This window comes from Bacteroides sp. OM05-10AA (genome assembly GCF_003439055.1).
Classification (GTDB): Bacteria; Bacteroidota; Bacteroidia; order Bacteroidales; family Bacteroidaceae; genus Bacteroides; species Bacteroides intestinigallinarum.
In genome coordinates, this window is sequence record NZ_QSUR01000031.1 from 38,522 (window position 1) to 64,036 (window position 25,515).

The window sequence follows — 25,515 nt, forward strand, 5'->3', positions numbered from 1 at the left end:
GTTTTCATATTTCACACATTTATTTTATTCGCTCTTGATAACTTCCGCTGGATTCTGTCGGGCAGCTTTCCATACGCGCCAGATGATGCTTAGGAAAATGACAAGTCCCATTCCTATGAATATGACTGCATAGAGCCATCCTTCTATCGGAGTCTGTTTCACATACTCTTCAAGCCAGCGTCTCATCAGAAGATACCCCAGCGGAAAGGCCAGAATGGAGGCGACAGCAAGCAGAATCAAGTACTCTTTAAAGAACAGGTTCAGGATCACTCTCACATTCGCACCGTTCACCTTGCGGATGGCAATTTCTTTCCGGCGCTGTTCGCACGACAGTGTCACCAATGAGAATATGCCGAACACGGCAATCGCTATACATATAAAGGAGACTATGCTCAATAATTGGCACAATGTTCTCTCTGATTTCATATAAGTGTCATAAACCTCTTCCATATTAGATAACATCAACTCTGCATTTGAATTAACTTTATTTACTTCCGCTTTTATCTTTTCAGAAACAAAGTTCCAAGTTCCCTCTTTCACCTTGAAAATAAGGCCTCCTCTGCTTATACTATCCGGCAAAAAAAACATAGCAGGGGCTACCGGGTGTATTGGGGCATTATATGAAATATTCTTAATAACCCCTTTCACTATATAGTGCCGTCCTAATTTATCAATTTTCTTTCCAACAGGTTGTGCCCACCCGAAAGCTTTCACAGCAGCCTCATTTATAATAACCATATTTTTTCCATCCTTTTCATCCAGCATGCTTCCATCCAGCACCTCAACTCCAAAGAAATCGGCATATTCTTGATTGATCGTCTCATCTTCCATATCTATATATTGCTCACTACCAGTAGTCTTTCCCTCCCACTCCTTTATCCTGAATGTTGAAAAATACATTTTGGGAATAGGTGTATGAAATCCACTCAAGCACTTTGTAACATCGGGCATCTGTTTCAAGATTTCTTTAAAAGGGACATTTTCAGAGCAATAAACAACTGCCCCCACATTATGTCGTTCTATTCCAAGTTCTTTGGTATTCAATAAGAAGTTAAGCTGCTTCATCATCACCAGAGTACAAAAAACAAAGGTTATACTGATAAACAGCTGGAATAAAATGCTACTCTTATAAAACCAGCTGGAAAGATGAAGATTAGATTTTTTGCTGATATTATTCAGCAAGGTTCGTTTACTAATATATCGTATAAGCAGAGATGCAAAACCAACTGTTATCACAATCAATGATAATATATAAACCAATACTTCGATATAGAAAAAGGAAATACTCTCATCAATTTGGGATAAATGTTTGAAAGTGGGCAAGATGAGTTCCATTATCATTAAACCTACCCCTAGAGATATAATCAGTAATAATATAAGCTCTGTAAGAAGTAAGGACAATAATCCTTTATTTGATGCTCCATTGACTTTCCGCAACGCCAACTCACGTCTACGCATTCGAATACGAGTCACAAGCATTGTTAAATAATTGCATATCCCACAAATGATAACTAAAGCACTGATATACGCAAAAAGACGAACATGGTTCAACTTCACATTCACATCTTCTCGGGGATGAGTACTTCGCAATGTTGGCAGCAGAGCAATAGGTGTAGAATTTGCGTATTTGTAGCCATCCTGTTGCACGTCATATTTTGACAATTTTTGTTCCAACGCTTTTATATCGCAATTGGGATAAACACGAAAAATAGTCTGACATCGTTGCGATCCCCAATGAGGAGCGGGGTCACTAAAAGGCAATAATATATCAAAAGCAAACAAAGAATGCCCCTCCCATGACTTTACAATCGCAGCAACTGTCTTTTCTTCATTACTTCCTTCTAAAATCAAGCGTTTACCCATTGGAGATTCTCTACCAAAAATTCGCTTTGCCGCATCTTCAGTTATAGCTATTTCATCCTTCTTTAATTGTAAATGGTTATCCCCATCCAATACTTCGATATGAAACATTGAAGCGAAACTAGAATCAACTTCCATCTGCCGCATTGAAAATTTGATATTTTCATATTTTATTGCTTGTTCATTCCAATCATAAAAGATGCGACACACTTTCTCAATCTCCGGACAGTTTTTTGTTAAATAATCAGCTAAAAAGCTAGACGAGTTGTAGGTAAATCCGTCTCCATAAAGGCGAAAACTGCTACCCGCCAGATAAATGCGCTCGGCACCTTCATGGAAGTTGTCATACGTCATTTCATAACGTATCCATAATACAGATAGCGCGAAACAGGTAAAGCCAACCGCCAGTCCGATGATGCTGACAAGGCTTTGTATCTTGTATTTCATCAGATTACGAAAGGCTACTTTCAGATAGTGTTTTATCATGATATATTCTCTTTATTGATGGCTCATGTTTACATACTGACTTCGGTCACCACCTGTCCGTCAAACAGGTTGATAACACGGTCGGCATAACCGGCATCGTGTTGCGAGTGGGTCACCATGACAATGGTGGTTCCTTCTTTATTCAGTTCGCTCAATAGTCCCATCACTTCTTTACCGTTCTTAGAGTCCAGGTTACCGGTAGGCTCATCGGCCAGAATCAGTTTGGGGTTGGCCACGACGGCACGGGCAATGGCAACGCGTTGCTGCTGACCACCGGAGAGTTGTTGCGGAAAGTGTTTGCTACGGTGGGTAATGGACATTCGTTCCATGGCTGTCTCTACCCTCTTTTTCCGTTCGGAAGCGGAGATTCCCATATAGAGTAAAGGCAGTTCGATGTTTTCGTATACGTTCAACTCGTCTATCAGGTTAAAGCTCTGAAACACGAAGCCGATCACGCCTTTACGAAGGCTGGTGCGTTGTGATTCGGTATAGCGGGAGACTTCCGTTCCATTCAGGTAGTACTCCCCTCCTGTCGGGTTATCGAGCAGACCCAGAATGTTGAGCAGCGTTGACTTGCCACAGCCGGAGGGGCCCATAATGGCTACAAATTCGCCTTGTTTCACTTCGATGTTGACGTTGTTCAACGCCCAGGTTTCCACTTCTTCCGTTTTGAAAATCTTCTGTAAGTTAATGGTCTTAATCATAACTGTATGGTTTTAGATTTATTATTTTTATTCGTTTTTGATTACTTCTGCGGGATTGAGACGTGCTATCTTTAGAATTTTAAAGATAATGGTGATAGCTGTCAATAGGGTGATTCCACCAAATATGCTTCCCCAATATAATAGTCCATCATGAAAGAATACGGTGTACATTTGTTTCCACAGTTGCAGCACCATGTGAATGAGTGGAAAAGTGATGGCGGCGGTCGCCACCAACAAGGTCAGGTACAAACGGGCAAACAACCAGATGATGGAACGTATTCCAGCTCCGTTCACTTTGCGAATGGCAACCTCTTTCTGGCGGCGTTCTGTATCAAGCGTAATGCTGGAATACACTCCCAACAGGGTAATGAGGATGCTTACGATTGCAAAAAATGAGATGATGTCTTTCAGAATATATTCCATTGCCTGCACTTCGTACAAATCATCTTGGAAGGTACGTACCTGGGAAGGAATATTCTCCGGCAGCACTTCACGACGGATGGTTTCAATCCATTTCACGACTTCTTTTTGTTGTTCGGGATAGCATTTCACGTAGCAGTGTCCTACGTATTGGGAAGAATCATAGAGTGTGAAAGCAAATCCGCCACTATGATTATGTACATCTGTCTGAAAGGGAGCGCATACTCCACAAACGGTGAAATCAGTGACTTGGTCGTAAAAATTCATTCCGATGATATCTTTCTTTTGTTTCTTCTGCCAGACTTCATCCATTACGAGATCACTTTTCGTCCGGATCGTTCTGCCCTCTGTTATCGGAATGTTCATAAAGGTGAAGAAATTCAATGGTACACACATTACATTGATATCAATCCATAAGTTATCATTTCCTTTCTCTGTCATGAGTAAGTTGCCGGATACTCCGTGAGTATAAGATATGTCGGACAGCAAAATGTCTTTTACACCGGCATGTTGTTTGAAGCGTTCCACCATTTCCCGTTTTTCTTTGTTTTCCAGAAATGAATAATCCAGCGGGATACTTAGAATTGCTTCTTTATCTTTCTGGTTTAGTGTATGGAACAAGGTTTCAATCATCTTTTCCGATTGCAGGAACAAGCTGACGGTCAGTGCTACGAATACCCAGCAAATAAAGAACTGGACACCGAGCATAAAGTTACGTCCCCATTGTTTACCACGACGCTTTTGGCCTCCATAGATACCTGTTTGTATAGAAAATCTGCGAATACGGACGGATACCAGCAGGCAGACTGCCACGCAAAGCAATACAAGAAGAACAATGTATTGCAGAATATGCTTTAGAAGTGTTTCAGGAGAGAAAGTCATTGTGATGCCTGATAGGGAGAAGTCCATTCTATTGCCAATTAGTTCCATGCTCCATATCACCAGAAATGAGGATGCAAATACGATAATCAGTGATTGTGTTAATAACAGGCAGAACAGCCGCTTCCAGTCAGAACCAAGCATTTTCATTATGGCGTATTCCTTAGTGCGATTCAGGAAAGAGCCGATGAGAAAATGGAAGAAGTTTATCAATCCGACCAGTAATATCAATGTGCCAACAATTCCGGTGACCCATCCCAGAATATAAGCGCCTTTCTCCTGCGATCGATCTCCTATATAGCGGGCAACAACGGTATAAGCCTGGTTATAGAGGGTATAAGTATAGTCGCGCTTGGAGAATTGTTTTTCCAAGCCGGTAATACCGATCTGCGGAGATAACAAAACGTATGTCCGGGCTCCCGTCATATCACGACGTTTCGGACTCTGAAAAAGTCCCTCACTGTCGTTGATAACCAATGCATCGGTATGACACATAAAGTTGAAATCATTGTTCAGCGGAAGATCTTCCATCACTGCTTGCACTGTATACACAATGCCTCCTGTCTTCGGGGTACTGTCCGGAGAAGTGTGAAGTCGTCTTGTCAAAGTCAGGTGTTTGCCAATGGCAGTTTCCACCTGACCGAATATTTTTATGGCAGTGGACTGGCTTATAATAATAGTATTAGGCATCCGGCTGGCTGGCTGCCAGCTGCCGACTACCATTTGCGGAGTAAAGACTTTATTGTATAGGGTGTCTACTTCAATGATTTCAAGATCGTATGGCAATGATTTATCCGGAGACAGTTCAACCTGAAAGGAGCGTTCACGGGGATAGGCCATGCAGGAAATAGCTTTCACTTCACCCATAGCCCAAGTACGGAGTTCTTCGGATAGGGCTACTTGTGTGCCGGAAAAATAGTCGCCGGTCTGTTCATTATAAAGATTTAGTTCGGCTATGCGGGAATAATGGTCGAAACAATGATTGGTGGATTCTACAAAACGGCTGCAATACATACACACACTGAAACACAGTAGTCCTACTGCTAACCCGATGATGGAGATTAGATTCTGCACCTTGTACTTCCACAAGTTTCTAAATGCTATTTTGAAATAGTGTTTTATCATGATGCCTTTAAATAACTTATACTTGCTCACTTACTTCAATCACCACATGTCTGTCAAACAAGTTCATAATACGGCTGGCGTAACTGGCATTATCTTGTGAGTGAATCACCATGACGATCGGAAAGTTAATAGTCTTAATCATAACTGTATGGTTTTATATTTTTATTCGTTTTTGATTACTTCTGCAGGATTCAACTTTATTATTTCATAAAGTTTATTACCAACTGTGACTAGCACCAATGTTACTATTATTCCAAATAACTGAAAGCCTATTCCTACAATATTGCTTTCTATTGAAAGCTCACCTACAACGAGCGACAATGTCAAATAAACCAGAGGCATCGCAATTGTAAAGCTCACAATCAACAAAATGATATACAATTTACCAAACAGTATCGCAATTATCTTGGGAGTTGCCCCATTTATTTTCCGAATAGCGACTTCTTTCTGTCTCCCTTGTGTATCCAGAGAGATTGCAGCGTATATGCTTAATATTGTAATTAAAAGACTAATAACTGATAGCAAAAGAATTAAATTACGTACCATATCCCATATTCCAAAAGGTTCTCTTTGAGTTTTATACATGGTATCAACTGATATTTCCAACAATTCAGGCATGTGTCGGCTACAAATTGCATTTATTTCCTGCATTACCTTTGAAGATGTCCCGGGAGTCACTTCTATACAATACCTATTAAAAATTCTATTGGGGAAATAAACGGAAAAGAAAGTTCCCCTCTCTCCTGCAATGGTTTCACCGGGTAGTGCTTTATAAACGCCCGCAATCCGATAAATCTTATCACTTAGCGTAACCATACCTTGTACAGAATCTTTTTGCAGGATTTTCTCTAAACCTTCACTGATATATACTAGATTTTCCTCATCCAACTTTACTTTTTCTCCTCTCATTGGAATATGATAAAAAGACAAATAACAGGAATCGGCATTAACACACATTCCTCTAAGTTTTACACCGTCTTTCTTTTGATATTTGATATACCCTATCGAAGTCATGCACGTGGTCGAAACAACTTCCGGCAATTGTTCTATATCCGACCGTATTGCAGCCCAATGTTGATAAATATAGGGAGAACTGCTGGCATCTACTTCAATACGATTTTTATATTCATCCATTGAAAGAGGACAATAAACCATACTTTCTACCATATCCAATAAGCTGAATATGCCTAATGACACACCTACAAAATATATACAAATAACCAACTGCACACCTAACATTAGATTGCGAAACACATGTTTCTTTCGGCCCATATCTCCCACAATATTTTGCCGGATATGAGTATATCGAATACGCAACACGACACATCCGGCTATGATACAGCAAATGATAAAAACCAAAATTGTTATCGCTAATTGCATAAAAATCAATTCATGCATCTCTATTATAAAATTAGAAAGATATTCTTGAGATATTGAAGAATAAATATAAGGAACAACCCACTCTGTAATGGCGACTGAAAATATGAATGCGACTAGAAGCATTATGGCAATTTCATAAAACAACAACTGGTATAATCCCCAATGTGAAGATCCTAAACATTTCCGAAGCCCCAGTTCACGCATTCTGTTATAAAACAATTGAATGGTAAACTTAAGAAAATTGATAACTCCGGCTATTAAAACCAACGCGCCTATCAATAATATAAAAGTGTATGCGATAACTGCTCCGGGGTGTATTTTCCGCTCTACATATCTATCTACAGAAAAATGTAAAGGTGCTCTTTCTTTGGTATATATGGGGACGGAATTTAGCAATTCCTCCACTTCTTTTACCGTTTTCCCCTTGGCCAACAATATATAGCATCCCATAGAGGAAGCACTCTCTTCTTCGTAAACAAACAGTTGTATAGGTTTTCCTATCTTTACATGAGAATCATAAATTACATCTCGAATCGTATAATACTCTTTTCCAAACAAAGGCAACATCAGTTTACAGCCAATAGGATTCTTATCTCCATACACTTTTCGAGCAAATGATTCGGTAAGGATTACTTCTTTTTCTGCCAAAAATGAGGGAATATGTGATGTATAAATCGAACGTAATCCTTTATACTGCATAATGTGATTATCTACTTTACCACCATATCCCTTAATAATTTTTTTATTATATTGTTGGTCTAGGAAAGTAATCTCCGTTTCGAATAATCCATGAAAGAAAGCCATTAAATCCATCCCCGATAATACACGGCTTTTAATTTGCCTTGCTTCCTCTTCTGTTATTTCACAACGACCCCCATTTTCATCCTGTAATATCAATTCTGCCATCTGCTCGTAATGCGGCAAGTGTTTATCCGGATCATCAGACTGTTGATTTATAAAATAACTAACCATACTGAAACATACAATACCTACTGCCAGACAAAGAACTGATATAAAATTCTGTAATCTATACTTCAGGAGGTTCCGTAATGCTATTTTTAAATAGTGTAAAGTCATAATTATATGTGCTTATTTTAAGATTAATTCTTCCGCATCGCCAAAGGTATCATATCCGGTGATAATTACCCAATCTCCCGGCTGTAAACCTTCTACTATTTCGTATTGCTGCGGATTCTGGCGACCAATGTTCAATGGCACGCGGACGGCTTTTGTCTTTGATGCATTTACTTTGTAAATCCATTGTCCGCCTGTGGACTGGTAGAAGTTGCCTCGCGGAATAATGAGTGCCTGCTCCGGCTGTCCCAATTCAATCTGTATGCGGAAGCTCTTGCCAACTCTTACATTATCGGGCATATCTCCTGTAAAGACAAGATCGACATCGAACATACGGTCTTTCACTTCGGGAACTACTTTCGTTATTTTCAACGGATATTTGTTTCCCTGATAGTTCACAGTAGCGGGCAGTCCGGTGGTAATCCGGTCGATGTAGTATTCGCTAAGTGAAGTATGGATTTTGTATTGGTCGAGCACTTTTATTTCGGCAATGCTTTCGCCGGAAGAAACCTGCTGTCCCGGAGTGACCTTGACGAAACTAAGCTGGCCTTTCAGGGGAGCTGTGACTACGAGACTATTCAGTCGTTCGCGAGTACGTTCGTACTTTTTCCGTTCCCGCTCGCAGTCGTTACGGATCAGCTCTTTACGTATCATCGTGACGGCGGAATCATGTCGGAGGCTCTCTTGTTGCAGAGCTGCGTTTTTCTGTTTGTAGCTATATTCATCTTCTGCTACTTGCAGTTGGGCTTTACTCTTCACACCCATTTGAAATTCTTCGCGGTCGAGGGCGATGCTTTTTTTCAGGCGTTCGAGTTCGTAGTTATTGGTCAGGGCTTGCTGTTTCAGGTTCAGACTTTTTTGTTCCATTTCAATCTCCTGCTCCTGATAGGTAATCATTTGCTTTTCCCATTCATCGCGCTGGTCTTCAATATTGCGGAGCAAATCGGGATTGGAAAGTACAAGAATGGTGTCTCCCTGTTGAAGCAAACTTCCCTCTTCACCGACTATTCTTTCCACGCTTCCTGCTTCGCGGGTATTGATCTTGATGGTCAGTATAGGCTGAATGAGCCCTTCTACGTCTACATATTCCATGAAATTGGATTCTTTCACTTCTGCGATCTGTATATTTTCGGCATCTATCCGTAGTTTTCTGGGGCCTAAGGACAAAGTGATTACATAAATCAGAAAGGCGGCAAACAAAAGCCCTCCTATCAGATAGTATCTGTAACGAATGTACCACGGTTTCTTTTCTATTTTTATATCCATGAGGTTATCTGGTGTTTTACAAGTTTCTACTGGTGACGGTTTAATCACTGTTCTTTATTATCCACTCACTTTTCATTATTCCCTATTCCTATTCACTACTCTCTATTCTCCATTCTCTATTCGATAAGAAGATGGTAATCTTCTGTCAGCATTGCATTCCGCTCAAAATCGAATAGTGTCATGCTACGGAGTGTATAATACAGGCTCCAATAATTGTATAAAGCCGAAATATAGTTACGACGGGCACTGTCTTTCTCTGAAATGGAGGCATTCAGGTCAAGAATGGTAGATTTGCCTAATAGATAGAGTTTGCGGGCTACTTCACTTCTTCGTTGGGCCGTTTCATCCGTGCGGGCAGCGATGCGGACACGTTGCGTTTGCAGATTGAATTGTTTGACGAGTTTGCGGACGTTCAGCTCAAAGTCTGTCCGGCTCTGTTCGACTTGTGTGTACACCAGATCACGATTGGAACGGGCTACTCGCACCTGTCCTTTTCCACGTCCCCAATCCAGGATAGGAAGAGAAATGCCGATGCTTACATATTGCTGGTCCAATAAATTCCGGTAAGCGTCGGGCAGTTTGTCGGCAGTCTGCGTCAATCCGAAACGAAGATAGATATCTGCTTTCAGGCCGGCATTGGCGCGGGCTTTCGCTACTGCGCTCTCACTTTCCAATTTCCGCCTTTCCATCGTCTGTATGTCCGGGCTGTTTTCGTAAGCCAGAGCCAATGCTTCATTCAGGTTCACACTGAAATCCGGGACTTGGGGACTGACAAGGACACGCAGTTCCCGGTCTTCGTGAATGCCGAGATAAGAACGGAGCTCCTGCATACAATTATCCATTTCGATACGGGCATTCATGCGGTTTGTCTCTTCTGTCAGGCGGTTGAGTTCCAGTTGGAGCATTTCATTTTCCGTGATGGTACCTATGTTATAGCGGCCTTGCGCATAGCGGTAAAGGGTATCGGCATTGGCGTAATTAAAAGAAGCAATATCGTAATCGCTCTGGGCGGTGGCCAAGGCAAAGAACTTATTAATCGCATTGGCTGATACGAGTTCGAGTGTCTCTACGTAGCTTTTCTTTGCTTCCTGATAGCGCACGGGTTCTATCCGTCTATCCCATTTCAGACTGTTGTAACCAAAAAGAGACTGGCGATAGCCTATCATAATGGGAGAAGTCTGCCACGAGTATTGATGTTCGCTGAACAGATCCATGCGTTGAGCGGAAGTTTCGAGAAAGAATGAGCCACCGGTCCAGGATAAGTTTTGTGAAAGATTCAGGGTTAAATCCGTATTCAATAAGTTTTGCTCGACAAACTTTACCGAACCGTCTCCCATCGTTATCTTATTAATGGCACGGTTCAGGTTCGGATCGGAGGTCAGGCTTAAAGATGGCAGATAGTTGGCACGATAATATTTATAATTCCAATAGGCAGAACGGAAACTGTGGCGTGCTGTCTGCGCGTCGGGAGATTCCATACGGGCAATCTCTATGACTTGCTTCAATGATAGCTCTGTGGTTTGATCTTGAGCTATCAACAGTTCTGTCGACAAGAGTCCGAGATATATGAAGATTAATTTCAGGTTCATTCGTTGGTTTTATTTGTTATTTATCATTCAAAAGATGTGCCATTTAGATAAACAGCTATTATTCAATAATATACAAATATTTCTTTTACTAATTCAGTGTGCATATACGCACAAAAATAGTGCGCAATCGCACACACAACACATGAGATTTATCTATATCTTTGCTCCCGGAATCTAATAGATTATAAGATATGGAAGAAGTCAACAAATTAGGAAAGATACTCATTGTAGATGATAACGAGGACGTGCTCTTTGCCCTCAATCTGCTACTGGAACCGTATACGGAGAAGATAAAAGTAGCCACTACCCCCGACCGGATCGAGCATTTCATGACTACCTTTCATCCTGATCTTATCTTATTGGATATGAATTTCAGCCGGGATGCCATCAGTGGACAGGAAGGATTTGAAAGTCTGAAACAGATATTGCAGATGGATCCACAGGCTATTGTTATTTTCATGACTGCTTATGCAGATACGGACAAGGCCGTGCGGGCCATCAAAGCCGGTGCTACTGATTTTATTCCCAAGCCGTGGGAAAAGGATAAATTGCTGGCTACGCTTACTTCGGGGATGCGACTGCGGCAATCACAGCAGGAAGTCAGTATTCTGAAAGAGCAGGTGGAAGTTCTTAGCGGTCAAAATGCTTCAGAGAATGATATTATTGGTGAGTCATCGGCCATGCAGGAAGTGTTTGCCACGATCAATAAATTAAGTAATACGGATGCCAATATACTAATTCTCGGAGAAAACGGTACGGGAAAGGATGTGATTGCCCGCCTGTTATATCGTTGTTCTCCCCGATACGGCAAACCTTTTGTCACGATTGATCTGGGAAGTATCCCCGAACAATTATTTGAAAGTGAGCTGTTTGGTTTCGAAAAAGGCGCTTTCACCGATGCCAAGAAGTCAAAAGCGGGACGAATGGAGGTGGCGACCAACGGGACTTTATTTCTCGATGAAATCGGTAATCTTTCACTTCCTATGCAGTCTAAATTACTGACTGCCATCGAAAAAAGGCAAATCAGTCGTTTGGGAAGTACGCAGACTGTTCCCATCGACGTCCGTTTAATCTGTGCCACCAATGCCGATATCCGGCAGATGGTGGAAGACGGGAATTTCCGTCAGGACTTATTATATCGTATCAACACGATTGAAATACATATACCTCCACTCCGGGAACGGGGCAATGACATCATCTTGCTTGCCGAACACTTTTTAGATCGTTATGCCCGCAAATATAAAAAGGAAATGCACGGACTGACACGGGAAGCCAAAAACAAACTGCTGAAATATGCATGGCCCGGAAATGTGAGGGAACTTCAACATACGATAGAACGTGCCGTAATCTTGGGAGACGGCTCCATGCTAAAACCTGAAAACTTCCTTTTTCATGCGACACCTAAACAGAAAAAGGACGAAGAAATGGTACTGAATCTCGAACAACTGGAACGGCAGGCCATTGAGAAAGCGCTCCGGATCAGCGACGGAAACATCTCCCGTGCCGCCGAATATTTAGGGATTACCCGTTTTGCATTGTATCGCAAACTTGAAAAATTAGGCTTATGAAACGATTTGAGTTTAAAGTAGCGTTGCACATCTTAGTTATTTTTCTGCTTTCTATCGGCAGTTGTCTGCTGTATCAAAGGCAGTTATGGTTCAGCACTACCGTCTGCATTCTCTTTTTGATAGGTACCGGTATACATCTCTACCGAATACAGTTCAAGCAAATCGCCTTGTTACGACGATTGACGGATGGACTTCGCTACAACGATATGACGCAGAATCTTCATCCGCCTTTCAAAAATAAGATGATGGATGAGTGGGCGCAGGAGCTTTCTAATGCGTTAAAGGACTTTCGGGGAAAGTTATTGGCAGAGGAAGTCAAGCATCAGTATTACGAGAATTTATTAAATAAGGTGGATACTGCCGTACTCGTAACCGATGCTTCCGGGCACATCGAATGGATGAATCAGGCTGCAGTGGCCCATCTGGGGCAAATATCACAACTGCCGGACGTTCTTCAGGAGGCTTCTATCAGCAATGATATGTCCATGATCCGCATCGAGCAGAATGGTATCGTTCTGGAAATGGCTATTTCCTGCACCACATTTGCCACACAGGGGAAGAAGCAGCGGTTAATCAGTCTGAAGAATATTCATTCTGTACTGGAACGTAATGAAATGGAGGCCTGGCAAAAGCTGATTCGTGTATTGACGCACGAAATCATGAACTCCATCACTCCTATTATTTCTCTTTCGGAAACGTTAAGTGAAAGGGGAATCCCCGAATCACTCGGAGAAAAGGAGTATTCTGTTATGTTGCAAGCTATGCAGACTATTCACAGAAGAAGTAAGGGATTACTGGGATTTGTGGAGAATTACCGGCGACTGACACGAATTCCGATGCCTGTCCGCACTAAAGTATCTGTTGCAGAATTGTTTATGGACTTAAAGAAATTATTCCCGGAAGAGTATATTCATTTCGAAATGCCCGCATCCGATTTATATTTATACGCAGACCGGGCACAGATAGAGCAAGTGCTTATCAACTTGTTAAAAAACGCCCGCGAAACGTGCGAGCGGAGAACAGATAAAAACATTGAGATAAAGTTCTTTTCTAAAGGCAACCCAACATTCACAATATCTGATAATGGTGAGGGAATTTTGCCAGATGTTCTGGATAAGATTTTCGTCCCTTTCTTTACTACCAAAACATCCGGTTCGGGCATCGGATTGAGCCTGTGCAAACAGATCATGACTTTGCATGACGGAAGTATCAACGTAAAATCGGAATCAGGGAAAGGAAGTTGTTTTATTCTTACTTTCCCTAAATGAGAATCACTGAAAGCCTCCTGAACCTTTGGGAGTGATGTAATAATCTGGGTAGCAGAAGAGGAATTATCCTCTGCTACCCAGACTATTCGTATCGGGATTCAGTTCCTTGACAGCCTCTTTGACTGCTTTGTTACTCGGCTTGCGATATGCTTCCGCCTGTTGTACGGGGACAATCTCATTCACCATTCTTTCATATCCTTTTTGCTCTAACAAGTGCACTTCTTTTTCACTTGCTTCGTTTTGTTTTTTTGTTTTCATAAGGCTTTTCATTTTTAATTTCTTATTTAGAGAACAGAAAACAGCGAAAGATGGTTCATACCCACAGATTATTTATGTATATCTTTTCCATCATATACAAACTAAATCCTATATTTGTGCTTTCATTCCACTTTATCCTCTTTATAGATTATGAAAGAAAACAAATACGATAACAATCGCTTCTTTAGCCAATACTCGCAAATGTCCCGTTCGGTGGATGGTTTGAAAGGTGCTGGAGAATGGCACGTATTACAGAAAATGCTCCCCGATTTTGCAGGGAAAAGGGTGTTGGACTTAGGTTGCGGATTCGGATGGCATTGCATTTATGCAATAGAACATGGAGCAACACGTGTTACCGGAATTGATATTTCCGAAAAAATGCTTGAAGAAGCCCGGAAAAGAAACTCTTCTCCACTCATTGAATATCAATGTATGGCTATCGAGGACTTTGATTTTCAGCCGGATTCTTATGATATGGTTATCAGCTCATTAACTTTCCATTACCTCGAATCTTTTATAGATATATGCCGGAAAATTAATCATTGCTTAACTCCGGGAGGTGCTTTTGTCTTTTCCGTAGAGCATCCGATATTTACAGCTTACGGCGACCAGGATTGGTATTACGACCAAGAGGGGAATCCTATCCATTGGCCGGTAGATCGTTATTTTACAGAAGGTAAACGCACGGCAGTCTTTCTGGGCGAAGAAGTGGTCAAATACCACAAAACATTGACTACCTATATAAATGGCCTCCTTCAAACCGGATTTGAGATATGCGAACTGATAGAGCCACAACCCGACGAAAAGTTGTTGGATACTATTCCGGGAATGAAAGATGAACTACGGCGTCCCATGATGCTTCTGATCTCTGCCAAGAAAAAAAGTGAGGCCGCAAAGTAATGAGATTCAAGGTATTGAAAAATAATAAATAAAAAACATTCGCTTAGCTATTGTTAATTAAAAAATACTCCCTATCTTTGCACCGCTTTTGGAAATAATAACCCCAAAGTTTTCGGGGTGTAGCGCAGTCCGGTTAGCGCACCTGCTTTGGGAGCAGGGGGTCGTGGGTTCGAATCCCGCTACCCCGACTACAAAAAAGAGGGTTATTAAGTTCAAAGTTTTTCGGGGTGTAGCGCAGTCCGGTTAGCGCACCTGCTTTGGGAGCAGGGGGTCGTGGGTTCGAATCCCGCTACCCCGACGAAAAATTCAAGTCAAGAAAAATTGAATGGTGTTGAGCTGATACAGTTTGTATCGGCTTTTTTTGTTTGTGCAAAATAGACCCAATTATACCCTATTTTGGGGCAAATAAAAGGGATAATTCTTTGAACTATCTTTGAACAAGTTTTTCTATTTGCACCTATTTAGTGGAAAATAAAGCAATTTCCCGCCAATTTACCCCGATTCAAGCTGTTTAATGCAATTTTAAACATTTAAAAAACATTAAAACAGTATGGCAACATTTAAAGCAATCGTTTTCCAAACAGGAAGACATATAAAACAAGATGGAACATCAAATATAAAAATCAGAATCTATCATAATAGAGAATCCCAGTATATAGCAACCAGCTACTATATCCGCCCAGAAAACATGGACGACTCCGGCCGGATCCTACCCAACGTACCTAACAGTGAAATGATAGAGTACGAAATAAATGCGTATATCCAAAAGATCAGGAGAGAGTATTTGAAGCTAGGACAAGAAAGAACCCAATTTATGTCATGTAAGGACTTAAAAGAAGAAATAGAAAAATCATTAGTTCCTGATGCCGAGTTTATAGATTTTGTAGAGTTTACTCAAAATATAGTAATTCAAACGGAAAAGAGAAAAACTGCCGAATGGTACAGATCTTCTATCGATACCCTATGTTGGTACATGAAAAGAAAAAAGATAGATATAAAACTTATCACTTCATTCATGCTGAATAAGATGATCAAAGACTTATATCACTCCGGACCTGCCGGCACACCTTTAGAACCAGGCACGGTAAGCCATTATCTTAGGGGAATAAGAGCATTGTATAACAAGGCAAAACTCTATTATAATAACGAAGACTTTGATATTATAAGGATTCCTGGCGACCCATTCAAGAAAGTTGAAATCCCGGAGTATCGGAGAAAACGAAAGAATATAGATACCAACACCTTATTAAAAATCCGAGATTTTCAGTCTGATAAGAAATGTACTAATATGGCTCGTGATGTTTTTATGATGATGTTCTATATGATGGGAATCAATATCAATGATTTATATAGCATGTCATGTGAACGTCGCGGAAGGCTGGAATACACACGTTCCAAAACAAAAACGCGGAACAATCATGAGCAAATACCGCTTTCGATAAAAATAGAACCGGAACTCCGCATCCTCCTTGATAAATACACAGAGGGTTATTTCCTCTCCTACTTTCATACCAACTATTGTAACTTGAATAATTTTATGCGGGCAGTCAATAATGGGCTGAAAGACATTTGCATGAACTTAGAACTCGATTTCAAGATCACCACGAACTGGGCGCGCCACAGCTGGGCCAGTTTGGCGCGCAACAAGGCTGGAGTTCCTAAAGCTGATATTGATTTCTGCCTTGGTCATGTGAATAACGATTATAAAATGGCCGATATCTACATTGATATAGATTATAGTATTTGTGATAAAGCAAATCGTGCTGTTTTGGACTTATTGCAAAAAAAAGAAGAAAAAAAGACCTGAAACGTTTGCAAAAACAAAAACTCTATATATATTTGCAACCGAAATGGTGTTGAGCTGGATAAAACAATGATTTTATCCGGCTTTTATTGCATATATATGCTTCAATAGTTCATATTACTGAAACTCATCTCATTTTTACGCTATGCGCCACAAAACAATGACGCATGGAAATTACAGTTTCAAAAACAGCTTTATTAGATAAGCTTAAATCAATCGGGCGAATCATACAGCCCAAAAATTCAATACCGGCCTATGACAACTTTTTGTTTGTCGTCGATGAATTTGGTATCATCCTAGTTACAGCAGGAGAAGAAGGCGGGCGTATCTCTACCAATATTGACGGTAAAACAGACTTTACTGATCGTTCTTTTATGGCTAATGCCAAAACATTACTTGATGGATTAAAAGAAATCCCGGAGCAGCCATTAACTATTCATCTCTACGAAAAAGAATTGGTAGTCAAATATGCTAATGGAAAGTTTTCTATACCTGTTGAAAAAGGAGATCAATACCCGACAATGAGTACAGATAATACTGCTACCCCATTACTTGTATCAGGAAATGACTTATTATATGGAATAAGGCAAGTATTGTTTTGCAGTGCCAATGACGAATTACGTCCAGTACTGAATGGAGTCTATTTTGATATAGATTTAGATACTATCTCATTTGTTGCAACAGACGGTACCCGACTTGCGATGATTGAGAATCCTTCTGCTTATACGCGCAAGGAACGGGCAGCCTTCATTCTTCCAAGTAAATTTGCCAAAGTCCTTTCTAATATTGTTCCGGAAGATTGCATGGAAGTAGAAATATCAGTAAATCAGACTAATATTTTATTTGAGTTTGATTCATACCGTTTAATCTGCCGCATGATTGAAGGCCGGTTCCCTAATTATCGTGCTGTTATCCCTCAAAAGCAACCCAACCGTGCAGTATTGAAAAGAACCGATATTGTATCAGCCTTAAAACGCGTATCTGTTTTCTGTGATGAAAACTCTTCTCTGGTGATACTCAAGTTTTGTCCTGATTCCCTTAAAATTACAGCCCATAATTTAGACTTCTGTAAATCAGCTGAAGAAACTGTTGCTCTACGAACGGGTTGTAATATTGAAATTGGCTTTAAGAGCAGCTTTTTAATCGAAATGATAAACAATATTCCCTCCGAGGATATTGCTATTACTATGAGTGACCCGTCAAAAGCCTCAATTCTTACTCGCTGCGATGAAGAAGTTCGTAGCTTGACTTATTTATTAATGCCTTTATCTATTAACTATTGATACTATGGGAAAAGAATACCAATCAGCTAAACAGGTTATTCAATCGTATTTGGAAGAGAGAGCAAAGAGTGATCCCCTCTTTGCCACTTCCTACGCAAAGCCAAACAAGAATATAGATGAATGTTACGACTATATCATAGGAGAAGCCAAAAAACGTGGTGGTAGTGTTGTATGTATGTCTGACGATGAAGTATTCGGATTGGCAGTTCATTACTATGATGAAGATGATATCAAAGTTAGTAAGCAGCCTGCAACAAAAGCAGTTGTTTCTAATCGACCAGAAAAGAAAAAGGAACTTATACCATCTATTGAGAAGACCAAACCGGAGCAGATTGCTAATAATAAACGTAAAGGAAAGAAAAAGGAAATACCTTCCGGACAATTTTTATTATTTGAAGACTTATGAGACCAAGAACAAAGTTACAGCTTAGAGTTGTTAATTTAAGTAGCCAGCTACCTAATATTGAGAGTTTGATGATTGACTGGGCTAAGAATGAGTGTTTGAAACATATAGGATATGCAACCAAGTCACGTATTATCTGTATGGAGTGCGGCCAACGCTTCGCTCCGGAACTTGTAAAACGTAAACGTGCTGTTTGTCCTCATTGTGATACGTCTTTGAAAATAGAACAGTCGAGGAAGCGTATCAATAAACAGACAATGTTTATTGGCAAGGCAGAAATTTGTGAGGAATTCCAAGTTATCCGAAGTTTTGAATTGATTGCTTATTACCGAGCAGAAACAAAGCCTCGTTATTATATTCGTGAGATACTACAACATTGGATAAAAGACGACGGTAACCGGGAAGTAATAGCTCGTGCCAATAATACGGGATTCAGTGGTTGGTACGGAGATCTGGAGATACGGAATAAAGTTGTTGGATCATATTATTACAACTATAGCAATGATATTTATTGCGAACGCTATCATCCGGCCTCTGTCTTTAGACCTAAGTATATTCGAATGGGTATAGATTGTAAATTACGCGGTATGTCATTTCTTACTGCCACCAATACAATTCCCCATTCTCCCAAGGCTGAAACACTTCTAAAGGCAAGACGTTATGAATTAATAGATTATTACGAGGGACACCGTTACAAGATTGATATGTATTGGCCGTCTATAAAAATTTGTCTTCGTAATAAATATCGGATTAAAGATGTTTCGATGTGGTTTGATTATCTGAAACTACTAGATCATTATCATAAAGATCTGCATAACGCTCATTACGTTTGTCCTAAGAATCTAAAAAAAGCTCATGACTTGTATGTGGCGAGAAAGAAACGTGATGATGAAAAAGAACGCAAGGCTAAAGAAATGCAACAATTGCTTAAACTCAAGAAGGATGCAGAGAATTATATCAAAGAAAAATCGAAGTTCTTTGACCTAAAAATGTCTGATGGTAAAATAGTCGTAGTACCGCTCAAAAGTATTGAAGAGTTTCAACAAGAAGGTGAAATCATGCACCATTGCGTCTTTACAAATAAATATTATAAAGAAAAGGATTCACTCATTCTTTCTGCCCGAATAGGCAAGAAACATGTTGAAACAGTCGAGGTCAATTTGAAGACGTTAAGTATTGTTCAATCTCGTGGTGTCTGTAACCAAAACACCGAGTATCATGAACGCATTATCGGGCTCGTAACAAAGAATATGAACTTAATACGTCAAAAGCTGACGGCATAAAAAAGATCTAAATATGGCAAGACCATTAAAACAGGGACTGGATTATTTTCCTTTAGATACAGATTTCTTATCTGATAGGAAAGTACGCAAGATAATAAATGCTTGTGGCCCAAATTCCGTCACTATACTAATTTGCCTGCTATGTAATATCTACAAGGATAAAGGGTATTACATCGTGTGGGACAAAGAAATGCCTTTTGATATTGCTGATATAGTCGGGGTATCCGAGGGCGCCGTAAGTGAAGTCGTGAAGAAGGCCCTACAAGTGGAATTATTCGATAACACCCTGTATAGAAAGTTCCATATTTTATCTTCCCGTGGTATTCAAAATAGGTTTAAAAGCTGCACTTCAAAAAGGAAAGATGTTGAAATTATCCCTGATTTTTGGATTAATGACGTCAATAACTCGATTAATGACGTCAATAACTCAATAAATGTAGGTGATAATGAACAAAGTAAAGTAAATAAAAGAAAATCTTCTCCCCCACATATACGCGTGGGAGAACTTTTTCCGGCGGATAGCTTCTTCGATAAGTCCTTAGATGATTGCTATGCTGAACTTAAATCAAATCAATCATGGGCGGAAACAGTAACGATGAATACTCGTTCTTCCGGCTACAATGACTTTACACTAGAAGCTTTTTACGAGTATTTGAAGCAGTTTTTCATGGAGCAACAGAATAAAGGCGAAACAGCGAAGTCTCCCAAAGATGCTATGTCCCATTTTGCTAGTTGGTTGAAAATTGAGCTTAAAAACAAGAAAGATGAACGGAGAACTAATAAAAACAGAACTGCAGGTAGTGCTAAGTCCGTCACAGATTGTCCAGAAGACAGCAATCAGAAAGGAACTAACGCCGATACAGCAGGCCTTACAAGCTGGATCGACAGCCTCTCAATTGGTCGCTGAATGGAGCGGTACAATCGCACAACTAAACTGTAATGTCTCATTGTCAGATGTGGCTAATGCAGAGAATATACCCACTTTGGCAGACGTAAACAGGAGCTTTAGCAACTCAACATCGGTAGAGATCATTACCGAGCATTTGAAATCTGTGCTGAGATATGCCGGTGTTGAGTTGACTAATGCCCAGCTGGCAGAAACAGCCCTGTCGATACTATCTAGCTACTGGTACCTGAATTTAGCCGAGTTATGTATCTTCTTCTCCCAACTAAAGAACGGCAGCCGCGGACAATTCGTCTGGGGATCGAAGATCAATAATCAAGCGATTATGGTAGCACTTGTCGAATTTTGCAAAGACAGGCGACGCGAAATTGAGCATAGAGAAAATGAACTTGTACGAAAAAAGGCTGAAACTGGCTATTCCCGCAATGAGAACTTGATTAAAGATATCGTAACGGGAGTTCAAAATACCAGAAGAGAACGAGAAAAAGCAAAACAGGACTTCAAAACCTTCTGTGAGCTATTTCCATATCTGCCTGATAAGTATGAGCCCATGGTACTTTGGAAAGCATGGGGAGGCAATAAAGAGGCTCTACGTAAGATTTACGGTGAAAGTATTCCTCCTCCAGATGTAGCCGAAATGGATATCGGGATGTATTTGTGTAATTATAACATTGCTAAAACTAAAGAAAATGAGAGTTAAAGTATTGACAGTAAAACAGCCGTGGGCCTCATTGATCGTTCACGGTATCAAAGATATTGAGAACCGGAGTTGGCAAACAAATTTTCGTGGACGTGTACTTATACATTCAAGTGCAAAGGGAGATATTGCTAAGTTTGGTTGCTTACAGCCAAGCCAAAGATTAAAGGTGCTCAATACACCTATGAGCCGTATAGGTTTCAACGATCTTCCTTTTGGCTCCATCATCGGTAGTGTAGAGATTGTAGACTGTGTGCAAAATCATCCCTCAATATGGGCGGATAAAGGTGTTTCTCACTGGGTACTCACTAATCCCGTTCTCTTTGAAAAGCCAATTGAAAATGTAAGAGGAAAATTAGGATTATGGAACTATGACTGGGAGGAAACAATATGAAATACAAAGTTACAAGAGTTGAGTTAATAGATAGCATTTTAAACAAGTCCGTAGTTAACAGAGTACAAGATTTAACGGATGATATCGAAGTATATCGAAAGGAATTAAAAGAGGCACATAGATGTAAACGTGTGCTTTTGGTGTACGAAGAAATGCAAAAATAAAAGCGGCCAGCGTACCACCGCCGACCACTCTCATAAGCACAAAGCTTATAGCTATTAGGAACAGCAAATATATAAAATCTTTGTGCTTATGGCAAGTAAAGCAGTAAATAATTACATAACAAAACGTTACGAACGCTGGCTTGATTACTCTTTGTATCATTGTGGGCTTGCCGGCATTCCTGATGAAGCGACAGATGTCTTGAATGAGGTTATTTGTTCGCTCCTTCAAAAGAAAAACAGGTTGCTGGACAAACTACTTGAAACAAAAAAAAATGGCTATACAGAGCTTGATTTCTTTGTTTTGAAGATGATAAAGCTAAACGCATCCTCTCCTACTTCACAGTATAGGAGTAGATACAAGCCCCTGCCTGTGGACGATAATGTAGATTATTCAAGGCTGGATATTGAAGATATCCCGGATGAATCAGAAGATAGAAATACTGAAATACTAAATAAACTGCATTTAGTAAGAGATACGTTTGAAAGCCTTGATTTAGGTCCAGTAGCAGCTCGTGTTTTTGAGTTTCATTTCTTCCAGGACGGTAATTTTTCCGACTGGGAAGGTCCGGAGACATTGAAACAACTATATGAAATTTATAACGGAGTGCAGGAACTTATTAGAAAGAAAATAGCCGGGGAAACTATATTTTAGTGAAAATTCCTTGGTCATGGAAGAAAAAGTAGAAATTAAGATTGATCCCCGGAACTATCGTATCCATGGGGACGAAAACAAGCGGCTTATTCATAAAAGCCTCGTTGAATGTGGAGCCGGTCGGTCCGTATTGGCCGACCGTGACAATGTGTTAATCGCTGGAAACGGCGTGTATGAGGAAGCTCAAAAGTTAGGTCTCAAAGTGCGTATTGTAGAGTCTGACGGAACGGAGCTCATTGTTATTAAACGCAAAGATTTATCTACGGAAGATGAAAAGAGAAAACTGCTAGCCTTGGCAGATAATCATACTTCCGATACTTCTCGTTTTAACTTCTCTGCTATCGTTGATGATTTTAATCTTGATATGTTAGGTGAATGGAATTTGAATATTCCTAACTTCAACATTGATGAAGATAAATTGGACGATTTCTTTAGTGGGAGTACTCAACCAGCTTCAAAAAAAGAAAAAGTGTTGATCTGCCCTTTCTGTGGAAGAAATGTATATGAAAAGGAGGATGACGATGAATAAACGAGTTATTACCTATAATCAAGTAATTGGTTTTCATTCCTATCCGGATGCACCTCCTTCATGCATTTATTTATCAGCACGGCATCGGCACGTATTTGTAATACGATGCAAGTTCGAGGTTTCACACAATAACAGAGAAATTGAAATTTATACGATGCAGAAAAAGCTAGAAAGCACTTTGCAGAATGAATTTGGATCACCATGTGAATTTGGTTCATATTCATGTGAAGATATTGCGCAATGGCTTCTAAATCGTTTTTCTAGTATGAATGAAGTTGAAGTATTGGAGGATGATTTCGGTGGAGCCGCTATTCAAAGATAATCTTAAAGTTCATTTTGCAGGATGCGAAAATCTGGATAAACTAACGGCACTTCATACTGTAGGAGTAAAGTATTTCCTTTTTACATGCTATCCATTCGTCAAACAAATGATTAATGGCAAGCTTTCAAATAAAAATAGAAATAATATCATTCCTTCATTAGTATCTTCTCTTGGTGAGCATGCAATAATGGATTCCGGACTGTTTACTTTAATGTTTGGAGCAAACAAAGGAAAACATGATGAAGAATTCTTATACACTTGGATGTTGAAGTTAGTCGAATTTGTGAAAGAAACAGGATTCACTGGAACATGTGTTGAAGTTGATTGCCAAAAAATTCTTTCCCCAGAAATTGCCTGGAAATTCAGAAAAGAGATGAAACGTCTTCTTCCTGATAACAGGATAATCAACGTTTTTCATCTAGAAGACGGAAAGAAGGGACTTGATCGCTTGATAGACTTCTCGGATTATATTGCAATAAGTGTTCCAGAGTTGAGAATACATAAGAATCGAACCTACAAAACAGATGTTGCCTATCTGACTAGATATATCAAGAAGAAAAAGCCTCAAATTGATATACATCTGTTGGGATGCACCGAATCCAAAATGTTGAAAGAGAATAGCTTTTGCACGAGTGCTGATAGTACAACTTGGAGTGCTATTGTAAGATGGCCGAAACTTCCATTTGTCATTAATGGGAAGAAACTAACAAAACACATTAAAAATTTAGATGAATCAAAGTTATTAGAATTTTATGCAGAAAGTATCGATCAATTAGTAAAAAAGTATCGATTCAATCCTCGCTCTAAACCCACTTTGGCAAAAATTTGTTTGGCCGGTGAGTTATGTTTGCATGAATATGATTATTTATTAGGTAACCAAAGATGAAATTATGTACATAGTAAAAAAGCGTATTGAAATTTCAGCTTCACACAGTTTGAAGCTATCTTACGAGAGTAAATGCCAGAGCCTGCACGGACATAACTGGATTATTATTGTCTGGTGTCGTGCAAAGACATTAAATCAAGACGGTATGGTAGTCGATTTTATACATATCAAACAGAAGATCCAGGACAAACTAGATCACAAAAATCTGAATGAGATTCTTCCCTTCAATACAACTGCGGAGAATATGGCAAAATGGATTTGTGATCAGATCCCGGGATGTTTTAAAGTAATGGTACAAGAATCAGAAAATAATATTGCGTGGTATGAAAAAGATTAATGAAATTTTTTACAGTATTCAGGGAGAAGGTTATCGTACTGGTACTCCTGCTGTTTTCGTTCGTTTCTCCGGATGCAATTTGAAATGTCCCTTCTGTGATACACAACATTCTTCCGGAAGAGAAATGTCGGATGAGGAAATTATCAAAGAGGTTTGCTTCTACCCTACCCGCTTCGTAGTTTTAACGGGTGGCGAGCCGGGGCTGCAGATAGACCGAGAGTTTATCGATAAGCTCCATCAGGCAGGAAAGTTTATTCAGATAGAAACAAACGGGACAGTTCCCCTTCCTATCGGTATTGATTGGATTACTTGCTCACCGAAAGAAGGAAGCAAAGTTATTGTTGTCAATCCTCACGAAATAAAAGTCGTCTATACAGGGCAAGATCTGTCAACCTATGAAGCCATGACAGCTGCAGTATATTATCTGCAACCATGTTCCTGTCAAAACACAGAAGAAGTTATTAACTACGTAAAAGAACACCCAAAATGGAAACTAAGTCTACAGACACAAAAGATATTGAATGTGCAGTAAGGACAATCTTATCGTATATTGGTGACAATCCAGAACGCGAAGGATTAAAAGGAACACCGGAACGCATTGTCAGAATGTGGAAAGAACTATTTCGCGGGTATGATCCTGAACAGGCACCGAAAATAACAACTTTCCCCAATGGTAAAGATGGATTATCCTTTAATAGCATAGTTGCAGACTCTGGTAACTACTACTCAATGTGCGAGCACCACATGATGCCTTTCTTCGGAAAGTATTGGTTTGCCTATATTCCTAATTCGGAAGGAAGCATATTAGGCATCTCAAAGATTGGCCGCGTTATCGATTATTGTGCAGCCCGCTTACAGGTACAGGAGAGACTAGCTCAAGATGTCGTTACGATGATAGTGGATGCACTCGGAAAAGAACACCCACCGTTAGCAGTTGGTATTATTATGGAAGGAGAACACTTGTGTAAAACCATGCGTGGAGTAAAAAAACAGGGAAAAATGCGTTCTTCTTTCTATTTTGATAATGGAAGGTTGCCTGAATTGAGGGCTGAATTATCACAATTTGCTAGTTTTGGTTAG

Annotated in this window: 24 protein-coding genes and 2 tRNA genes; 18 read left to right on the forward strand and 8 right to left on the reverse strand. The window is 40.0% G+C overall.

The genetic code is table 11. The annotated features are described in order from the left end of the window. Window positions 1-24 precede the first annotated feature (24 nt). From DXB58_RS20690 to DXB58_RS20720, 7 genes are all read right to left on the reverse strand, one after another. On the reverse strand, window positions 25-2,346 hold the full coding sequence (locus DXB58_RS20690) for an ABC transporter permease (RefSeq protein WP_122138121.1): 2,322 nt from the start codon (window positions 2,344-2,346) through the stop codon (window positions 25-27). Between the two features lie 29 nt (window positions 2,347-2,375). Beyond that, on the reverse strand, window positions 2,376-3,050 hold the full coding sequence (locus DXB58_RS20695; RefSeq protein WP_122138122.1) for an ABC transporter ATP-binding protein: 675 nt from the start codon (window positions 3,048-3,050) through the stop codon (window positions 2,376-2,378). A 27-nt stretch (window positions 3,051-3,077) separates the two neighbouring features. Continuing rightward, window positions 3,078-5,474, reverse strand: coding sequence for an ABC transporter permease (locus DXB58_RS20700; RefSeq protein ID WP_122138123.1), 2,397 nt, complete (start codon window positions 5,472-5,474; stop codon window positions 3,078-3,080). A gap of 16 nt (window positions 5,475-5,490) precedes the next feature. After that, window positions 5,491-5,616, reverse strand: a complete 126-nt coding sequence (locus DXB58_RS28380) for a hypothetical protein (RefSeq protein ID WP_255421184.1) — start codon at window positions 5,614-5,616, stop codon at window positions 5,491-5,493. A 20-nt stretch (window positions 5,617-5,636) separates the two neighbouring features. Then, window positions 5,637-7,931, reverse strand: a complete 2,295-nt coding sequence (locus DXB58_RS20710) for an ABC transporter permease (protein ID WP_122138124.1) — start codon at window positions 7,929-7,931, stop codon at window positions 5,637-5,639. Between the two features lie 12 nt (window positions 7,932-7,943). Beyond that, window positions 7,944-9,194 carry an efflux RND transporter periplasmic adaptor subunit gene (locus DXB58_RS20715; RefSeq protein ID WP_122138125.1) on the reverse strand — a complete coding sequence of 417 codons (1,251 nt, stop codon included), beginning with the start codon at window positions 9,192-9,194 and terminating at the stop codon, window positions 7,944-7,946. A gap of 116 nt (window positions 9,195-9,310) precedes the next feature. Beyond that, the gene (locus tag DXB58_RS20720; RefSeq protein WP_122138126.1) at window positions 9,311-10,783 is read right to left on the reverse strand and encodes a TolC family protein; all 1,473 of its coding nucleotides are present in this window, start codon (window positions 10,781-10,783) and stop codon (window positions 9,311-9,313) included. 191 nt (window positions 10,784-10,974) lie between these two features. Here DXB58_RS20720 and DXB58_RS20725 point away from each other — a divergent pair, with 191 nt between their 5' ends. Next, window positions 10,975-12,351, forward strand: coding sequence for a sigma-54 dependent transcriptional regulator (locus DXB58_RS20725; protein WP_122138127.1), 1,377 nt, complete (start codon window positions 10,975-10,977; stop codon window positions 12,349-12,351). After that, the gene (locus DXB58_RS20730; RefSeq protein ID WP_122138128.1) at window positions 12,348-13,619 is read left to right on the forward strand and encodes a PAS domain-containing sensor histidine kinase; all 1,272 of its coding nucleotides are present in this window, start codon (window positions 12,348-12,350) and stop codon (window positions 13,617-13,619) included. The genes DXB58_RS20725 and DXB58_RS20730 overlap by 4 nt, the downstream gene beginning before the upstream one ends. 63 nt (window positions 13,620-13,682) lie before the next feature. Here DXB58_RS20730 and DXB58_RS20735 read toward each other — a convergent pair whose 3' ends face one another. After that, entirely contained in the window at window positions 13,683-13,877 is a 195-nt protein-coding gene (locus DXB58_RS20735; RefSeq protein WP_074638884.1) for a hypothetical protein, read from the reverse strand. Between the two features lie 150 nt (window positions 13,878-14,027). On the opposite strand from DXB58_RS20735, the gene DXB58_RS20740 reads away from it, so the two are divergent. From DXB58_RS20740 to folE, 16 genes are all read left to right on the forward strand, one after another. Next, window positions 14,028-14,777, forward strand: a complete 750-nt coding sequence (locus DXB58_RS20740; RefSeq protein WP_122138129.1) for a bifunctional 2-polyprenyl-6-hydroxyphenol methylase/3-demethylubiquinol 3-O-methyltransferase UbiG — start codon at window positions 14,028-14,030, stop codon at window positions 14,775-14,777. 113 nt (window positions 14,778-14,890) lie between these two features. Then, window positions 14,891-14,965: transfer RNA gene (locus tag DXB58_RS20745), tRNA-Pro, on the forward strand. A 35-nt stretch (window positions 14,966-15,000) separates the two neighbouring features. Next, window positions 15,001-15,075: transfer RNA gene (locus DXB58_RS20750), tRNA-Pro, on the forward strand. A 252-nt stretch (window positions 15,076-15,327) separates the two neighbouring features. After that, on the forward strand, window positions 15,328-16,584 hold the full coding sequence (locus tag DXB58_RS20755; protein ID WP_049702804.1) for a phage integrase SAM-like domain-containing protein: 1,257 nt from the start codon (window positions 15,328-15,330) through the stop codon (window positions 16,582-16,584). Window positions 16,585-16,748: 164 nt separating this feature from the next. Further along, window positions 16,749-17,864: a DNA polymerase III subunit beta gene (dnaN, locus tag DXB58_RS20760; protein ID WP_122138130.1), complete on the forward strand. Its 1,116-nt coding sequence runs from the start codon at window positions 16,749-16,751 to the stop codon at window positions 17,862-17,864. A gap of 4 nt (window positions 17,865-17,868) precedes the next feature. After that, on the forward strand, window positions 17,869-18,270 hold the full coding sequence (locus DXB58_RS20765) for a PcfK-like family protein (RefSeq protein WP_122138131.1): 402 nt from the start codon (window positions 17,869-17,871) through the stop codon (window positions 18,268-18,270). Beyond that, a complete protein-coding gene (locus tag DXB58_RS20770; RefSeq protein WP_122138132.1) occupies window positions 18,267-19,550 on the forward strand; it encodes a PcfJ domain-containing protein in 1,284 nt (427 codons plus the stop codon). The genes DXB58_RS20765 and DXB58_RS20770 overlap by 4 nt, the downstream gene beginning before the upstream one ends. Before the next feature lie 13 nt (window positions 19,551-19,563). Then, window positions 19,564-20,457 (forward strand): DUF4373 domain-containing protein, encoded by an 894-nt coding sequence (locus DXB58_RS20775; RefSeq protein ID WP_118029616.1) that lies wholly within the window; start codon window positions 19,564-19,566, stop codon window positions 20,455-20,457. Between the two features lie 76 nt (window positions 20,458-20,533). Then, window positions 20,534-21,154: a DUF6633 family protein gene (locus tag DXB58_RS20780; protein ID WP_233527334.1), complete on the forward strand. Its 621-nt coding sequence runs from the start codon at window positions 20,534-20,536 to the stop codon at window positions 21,152-21,154. Next, window positions 21,144-21,545, forward strand: coding sequence for an ASCH domain-containing protein (locus DXB58_RS20785; RefSeq protein WP_117979995.1), 402 nt, complete (start codon window positions 21,144-21,146; stop codon window positions 21,543-21,545). The genes DXB58_RS20780 and DXB58_RS20785 overlap by 11 nt, the downstream gene beginning before the upstream one ends. A gap of 252 nt (window positions 21,546-21,797) precedes the next feature. Continuing rightward, window positions 21,798-22,361 (forward strand): hypothetical protein, encoded by a 564-nt coding sequence (locus tag DXB58_RS20790; protein WP_008998646.1) that lies wholly within the window; start codon window positions 21,798-21,800, stop codon window positions 22,359-22,361. Between the two features lie 16 nt (window positions 22,362-22,377). After that, window positions 22,378-22,890: a hypothetical protein gene (locus DXB58_RS20795; protein WP_008998647.1), complete on the forward strand. Its 513-nt coding sequence runs from the start codon at window positions 22,378-22,380 to the stop codon at window positions 22,888-22,890. Window positions 22,891-23,159: 269 nt separating this feature from the next. Beyond that, entirely contained in the window at window positions 23,160-24,098 is a 939-nt protein-coding gene (locus DXB58_RS20805; RefSeq protein WP_147338744.1) for a hypothetical protein, read from the forward strand. A gap of 4 nt (window positions 24,099-24,102) precedes the next feature. Next, entirely contained in the window at window positions 24,103-24,435 is a 333-nt protein-coding gene (locus DXB58_RS20810; RefSeq protein ID WP_122138135.1) for a 6-carboxytetrahydropterin synthase, read from the forward strand. Beyond that, the gene (locus DXB58_RS20815) at window positions 24,422-24,967 is read left to right on the forward strand and encodes a 7-carboxy-7-deazaguanine synthase QueE (protein WP_122138136.1); all 546 of its coding nucleotides are present in this window, start codon (window positions 24,422-24,424) and stop codon (window positions 24,965-24,967) included. Before DXB58_RS20810 ends, DXB58_RS20815 begins: the two co-directional genes overlap by 14 nt. Further along, entirely contained in the window at window positions 24,922-25,515 is a 594-nt protein-coding gene (gene folE / locus DXB58_RS20820) for a GTP cyclohydrolase I (RefSeq protein WP_117980001.1), read from the forward strand. The genes DXB58_RS20815 and folE overlap by 46 nt, the downstream gene beginning before the upstream one ends.

Coding starts and splice junctions, on each gene's coding strand:
- DXB58_RS20740 (WP_122138129.1), top strand. CDS start 14,028: ATGAAAGAAAACAAATACGATAACAATCGCTTCTTTAGCCAATACTCG.
- dnaN (WP_122138130.1), top strand. CDS start 16,749: ATGGAAATTACAGTTTCAAAAACAGCTTTATTAGATAAGCTTAAATCA.
- DXB58_RS20730 (WP_122138128.1), top strand. CDS start 12,348: ATGAAACGATTTGAGTTTAAAGTAGCGTTGCACATCTTAGTTATTTTT.
- DXB58_RS20715 (WP_122138125.1), bottom strand. CDS start 9,194: ATGGATATAAAAATAGAAAAGAAACCGTGGTACATTCGTTACAGATAC.
- DXB58_RS20710 (WP_122138124.1), bottom strand. CDS start 7,931: ATGACTTTACACTATTTAAAAATAGCATTACGGAACCTCCTGAAGTAT.
- DXB58_RS20805 (WP_147338744.1), top strand. CDS start 23,160: ATGAAGTTGAAGTATTGGAGGATGATTTCGGTGGAGCCGCTATTCAAA.
- DXB58_RS20720 (WP_122138126.1), bottom strand. CDS start 10,783: ATGAACCTGAAATTAATCTTCATATATCTCGGACTCTTGTCGACAGAA.
- DXB58_RS20770 (WP_122138132.1), top strand. CDS start 18,267: ATGAGACCAAGAACAAAGTTACAGCTTAGAGTTGTTAATTTAAGTAGC.
- DXB58_RS20725 (WP_122138127.1), top strand. CDS start 10,975: ATGGAAGAAGTCAACAAATTAGGAAAGATACTCATTGTAGATGATAAC.
- DXB58_RS20810 (WP_122138135.1), top strand. CDS start 24,103: ATGTACATAGTAAAAAAGCGTATTGAAATTTCAGCTTCACACAGTTTG.
- DXB58_RS20695 (WP_122138122.1), bottom strand. CDS start 3,050: ATGATTAAGACCATTAACTTACAGAAGATTTTCAAAACGGAAGAAGTG.
- DXB58_RS20815 (WP_122138136.1), top strand. CDS start 24,422: ATGAAAAAGATTAATGAAATTTTTTACAGTATTCAGGGAGAAGGTTAT.
- DXB58_RS20700 (WP_122138123.1), bottom strand. CDS start 5,474: ATGATAAAACACTATTTCAAAATAGCATTTAGAAACTTGTGGAAGTAC.
- DXB58_RS20790 (WP_008998646.1), top strand. CDS start 21,798: ATGGCAAGTAAAGCAGTAAATAATTACATAACAAAACGTTACGAACGC.
- DXB58_RS20690 (WP_122138121.1), bottom strand. CDS start 2,346: ATGATAAAACACTATCTGAAAGTAGCCTTTCGTAATCTGATGAAATAC.
- DXB58_RS20765 (WP_122138131.1), top strand. CDS start 17,869: ATGGGAAAAGAATACCAATCAGCTAAACAGGTTATTCAATCGTATTTG.
- DXB58_RS20795 (WP_008998647.1), top strand. CDS start 22,378: ATGGAAGAAAAAGTAGAAATTAAGATTGATCCCCGGAACTATCGTATC.
- DXB58_RS20755 (WP_049702804.1), top strand. CDS start 15,328: ATGGCAACATTTAAAGCAATCGTTTTCCAAACAGGAAGACATATAAAA.
- DXB58_RS28380 (WP_255421184.1), bottom strand. CDS start 5,616: ATGATTAAGACTATTAACTTTCCGATCGTCATGGTGATTCACTCACAA.
- folE (WP_117980001.1), top strand. CDS start 24,922: ATGGAAACTAAGTCTACAGACACAAAAGATATTGAATGTGCAGTAAGG.
- DXB58_RS20785 (WP_117979995.1), top strand. CDS start 21,144: ATGAGAGTTAAAGTATTGACAGTAAAACAGCCGTGGGCCTCATTGATC.
- DXB58_RS20775 (WP_118029616.1), top strand. CDS start 19,564: ATGGCAAGACCATTAAAACAGGGACTGGATTATTTTCCTTTAGATACA.
- DXB58_RS20735 (WP_074638884.1), bottom strand. CDS start 13,877: ATGAAAACAAAAAAACAAAACGAAGCAAGTGAAAAAGAAGTGCACTTG.